We start from the raw sequence: 4,599 nt of genomic DNA on the forward strand, positions 1-4,599 counted from the left end.
ACAGTGGTGGGGTGCCGCCCAGGCTGACAAACCATATGGGAGATGCTTGTTGTCAAGGGCATTCCGGAAATACGCGATATCAGGATGATTCTTTGCTTCTTTTCCCTACAGTAAATTAACGCTATCTATCTTTACAGATTTCTGGCCTTTTTTAACTTACTATGTTATAATTAATAACTAATTTTCTAATTATAATTTATCAGGAGTAAGTTATGTTAATAAACAAGCAAAGAAATGCTATAATACAAATGCTTATATGTGCCTCGCTTTGGAGTATTGCAGGTATTTTTTTTAAACTTATTGATTGGAATCCCTTTGTGATTGCAGGATTTCGTAGTCTCATAGCAGCAATCACCGTAATTATATACATGATTGTAAAAAAGCAAAAGATTGTCATTTCCAAGAACGTACTAATCAGTATGTTTTTTCTCTCTGCTACTTATTTGTGTTTTGTCAGTGCCAATAAACTCACTACTTCAGCTAATGCTATTGTACTGCAATATACCGCTCCTGTTTTCATTATCATTATTTCTGCCTTGCTGTTCAGGCAAAAATTTAAGCTATCAGATATTGTATCAGTATTATTCACATTGGCGGGTATTTCTATTTTCTTTATTGACGGCTTGGGAAAAGGACAATTATTAGGTAATATTGTTGGAATATTTTCAGGTATTTTTATGGCAGGAATGTATATTGCAGTAGGCAAAACAGATGAAAATGAAAAAATGAGCGGTATTCTGTTCGGCCAGTTGTTAACCACTTTAATTGGTATTCCCTTTTGTTTTTTTACATCGGGTACCATCTCAGTAGTATCTGTTTCTGCAATTTTAATACTGGGTATTTTTCAACTTGGCATACCATATATACTATATGCATTGGCATCTTCTCATTGTCCGCCTTTAGCTTGCTGCTTGATTTCCGCAGCAGAGCCGTTGCTTAATCCTATATGGGTTTTGATTTTTGCAGGAGAGCGGCCGGGCATGTTTTCCATAATTGGAGGCATAATCGTCATAACTGCTGTAACAATACATTGTATCTTGCAGGACAGGCATAATAAAGTTTCTACACCTGATATATCTGGAGTTTCTACTCCTGGTATATCAGGTTGATATGGTATATTTTTATTTATCTTAAGTTTAATTACATTCTTTAAATAAAAAAGCCTGTGTATAAGATTAGCTATCGCAATTCTTATACACAGACTGCCGTTCAAAAAGTATTTTTCACAGTTTCTTACATAAATCTAACAAGGGCTTTTATTCCTGTCAATTGTGATGATTTCACAGATCTATTTTCTTCACATTGGCGCTAGTAAATCCTTGTGCTTGCTACTCTGTCCCTGACTCCTATAGTTATACTCTTTACTTTATCATAGCTCTTTTCAAGAACTATGTACATATTCATTTTCCAGCAACCTGGAAATCCTTCCTTTTCCCGCGTAAACCCCCGTTTTCGTATTTTTTTAATAGCCTCTTCATAGTTATCTCCAATTCTTACATTAAAAATCTCGTAATTTGAGTTGGTAATTTTAATTTCATTTACTTTATGATAAAAATCTGTATCTATATCTCCCAAAAAAATCAGATAAATACCTTTGCTATGATAGTTCAACCTGAAAGCGCAACCAGCATAACCTGGCATATACTCTTCTTCCTCTCCCAACAAGCTCTTTACTTTTTCCTCCGTCATCATTAGTTTTACGCCATCAACATTGATATATGGATTAGCCTGCAAAACAAGAATATATTGAGCATATCTATAAATCAAGGAAACGCCTAACAGAACAACAATAATAATAGTTCCAATAATGATTTGCTTTTTTGGCATATTCCTGTACCCCCATTACATAATTTCTCACATCATATATAATTACGACGTTGAAAGCTATAAAAAGTTCATTATTACAGAAAATCAATATAAAAATCCTGGAAGCTTATTGCATCTAATGTTTCTTATTAGTAGAAGGAGAAGAATTTGAATCTTATATCTCACAGCATGGTAAGGAGCTTAAGAATAGTAATAAATATATGAATTTCACAAATACTGCCAATAATCGATAAAATATGATAAAATGTCGTTTATGACGACAAGGGTTTGCCCCATAAATAGAGCTGGCGATATCTGTTATTGATAAATTCGAGGATCATTAATATTCAATTACGATTTTATAAAACCTGCTAAGGAGAAAAATGATGATACTTAATGAAATAAGATGCGCGATAAGAATAAAAAAATCCACAGCAATTATTTTAGCATTTGTTTTGCTGATTGAATTGGTTGGATGCGCAGAAAAGCAGCCTGAATATGACACTAACAGCGTCATCGCGGAACGTGCTGTTTCTGAGTTCATGAAGCTTACGAAAATCTCGCGTCCAAGCTATCATCTGGAGAAGGTGCTTGCCTATCTGCAGAGCTAGGCAGATGAGCACGGATTTGCACATTACCGCGACGAGTATGGCAACTTCTGGATGGATATCCCTGCAACGAAGGGCATGGAAGATGCGCCTAAAATCATCCTTCAGGCACATATGGGTATGGTCTATGCCTCTGACCTTGAAAACGTCACGTCAGATAATGCCGTCGTACACGCAATCGAAACGGATGATACGATCACACCGGGCGGAAAGTCGTCCCTCGGAGCGGATAACGGAGCAGGTATCGGAATGATTCTGGCGATTTGTGAGAGCAATGTACCGCACGGTCTGATTTGTGCGCTCATTACTGCGGATGAAGAAGTCGGGCTGATAGGGGCATCGGTACTGGATCCCGAAGTTATCGACGCGGATTATCTTATCAATATCGATGTGGAAGAATTTGGCGTCATTTATTACTCTTCCGCCGGAGATTTCACGGCTGAAATCACCGGGGACGGTGAAATGTACCAGCTCGCCGAAGGAGAAAAAGCCTACCGCCTGACAATTGGAAACCTGACTGGAGGGCATTCCGGCGTGGATATCGATAGGCACCGGCTGAATGCAATTCTGGCATTGGGCAAGCTGTCGCAGGTGCTTGTTGATGAAGGCATTCCGGTCCGTCTCAGCACGATAGTATCCGGAACCTTCGAAAATGCAATTCCCACAGGCGGAACCTTTGAGATCATGCTGCCGGAGAATTTGGAACAGAAGGCAAGAGACCTCATAGAGGGACAGATAGCTTCATTGAAAACAGAGTATCCGGAGGAAGCCTTTACCTATCAATTTGATTCGATCGACGTCTCTCCGGAAAAAGCACTCGGTACAACAGACAGCGAGAAGCTTCTGAATTTCTTATTTAAGCTCCCGGCAGGTGTTATTACAAGGAGTGATACAAAGGACAGCATTGTGCAGACATCGCTGAACGTCGGACTTTTAAAACTGGCAGATGGTTCTTTTACCTGTACCTTATTGGCCAGGTCTTGTCTTTCAGAGGAACACTTGACGAGCTGGAAGCAGAGCTTTGCCGCCTGGCAGAAGAATTCGGTTACGGTGCTTCCATATCCAATAAATACTACGGCTGGTACCAAGACCCGGACAGTCCATTGGTTCAGATGACAGTGAAGGCATATGAGGAAACGGGTAAGATACACGCAGATGTAAAAGCAATTCACGCTGGTTTGGAATGCGGACTGTTTTCAGAATATCGAAAAGGTATCCAGATCATAAGCATCGGGCCGACCATCACGGGATGTCACTCAAAGGCCGAAACGCTTTACAAAGATACGATAGGCCCGACAATAGACGTGATTCTATATAACCTGAAGCACATTTCGGAAATCAACGGAAGGTAAGAAAAAATAGGGAGAAATTCAGATCAAAGTGAAAAAGGTGATCAAGGGTGTCGTCACCGGCTTTCTGCAATCGTCATCGTCGCTGCTGCGGTATTTGGAAGGATTTATTTCACCCCTTTCCCCGCTCCGGATGATTTCTGGATTGGTTTCGGCATACATGCAAGGTTTTCGTAATGTAAGTATGACTGTAACTTTTATTGAGAAGAGTTTTGATTGTTGTTTGCATAGCAACCTCCAAAATAATATAATTTCCCACTTTTGAGGGAACTACGAGTAAATATTATATAATATTGTTAGCTGGTCCCTTCAAACCGGTAATACAAACCAAACCATGCCGATTTTTTTCCTGGAATAAAAAATTCCTAAGGCGCACCCTCAAAACTGCTGTTCTTTTTTTGCATTAACACAACAAAAAGCTAAAAAAACGCTGGTAATAGTAAGGTAGTATTATTTTATGATAAAAGGCCTTCAGAATAAATCCTGAAAGCCTCTTATTTTTTAGTTGCGTAAGACCGTACCAGTTTAAGTCCACAATTAATATCTATAATTACATACATTGCTATATAAATGTTTAAATGCTTGTAAATTAACAATTTTATAATTCTGTGGTAAATTTAGGTGAAAAATATTGCCTCAATATATGGTAGTGCGAATTTTACTTATTTTAATTTATTTTTTTATAATGTTCTATAATCAGGATTCCCTTTTTATAATGCCCCCACTTGTCAAGACAATTTTTTAGCTTTTCTAAGTTAGGTTCTCCTTTCTTTATTTTTGTATAATTATAACATTTATGCATTCTGTTGGAGGATGTCAAGGGCGAGCGTAAGCGA

Annotated in this window: 4 protein-coding genes; 3 read left to right on the plus strand and 1 reads right to left on the minus strand. The window is 38.3% G+C overall.

Features of this window, described 5'->3' with window-relative positions; translation table 11 throughout:
* Positions 1-212: 212 nt before the first annotated feature.
* Positions 213-1,109, plus strand: a complete 897-nt coding sequence (locus tag GXX20_06500) for an EamA family transporter (GenBank protein ID HHW31310.1) — start codon at positions 213-215, stop codon at positions 1,107-1,109.
* A 199-nt stretch (positions 1,110-1,308) separates the two neighbouring features.
* Here the strand turns inward: GXX20_06500 and GXX20_06505 are convergent, their stop codons facing one another.
* Positions 1,309-1,827: a hypothetical protein gene (locus GXX20_06505; GenBank protein ID HHW31311.1), complete on the minus strand. Its 519-nt coding sequence runs from the start codon at positions 1,825-1,827 to the stop codon at positions 1,309-1,311.
* 362 nt (positions 1,828-2,189) lie between these two features.
* Here GXX20_06505 and GXX20_06510 point away from each other — a divergent pair, with 362 nt between their 5' ends.
* Both GXX20_06510 and GXX20_06515 read left to right on the plus strand, forming a co-directional pair.
* Positions 2,190-2,417, plus strand: a complete 228-nt coding sequence (locus GXX20_06510) for a hypothetical protein (protein ID HHW31312.1) — start codon at positions 2,190-2,192, stop codon at positions 2,415-2,417.
* 75 nt (positions 2,418-2,492) lie between these two features.
* Positions 2,493-3,530, plus strand: coding sequence for an aminoacyl-histidine dipeptidase (locus GXX20_06515; GenBank protein HHW31313.1), 1,038 nt, complete (start codon positions 2,493-2,495; stop codon positions 3,528-3,530).
* Positions 3,531-4,599: the final 1,069 nt, after the last annotated feature.

This window comes from Clostridiaceae bacterium, assembly GCA_012840395.1.
Classification (GTDB): Bacteria; Bacillota; Clostridia; order Acetivibrionales; family DULL01; genus DULL01.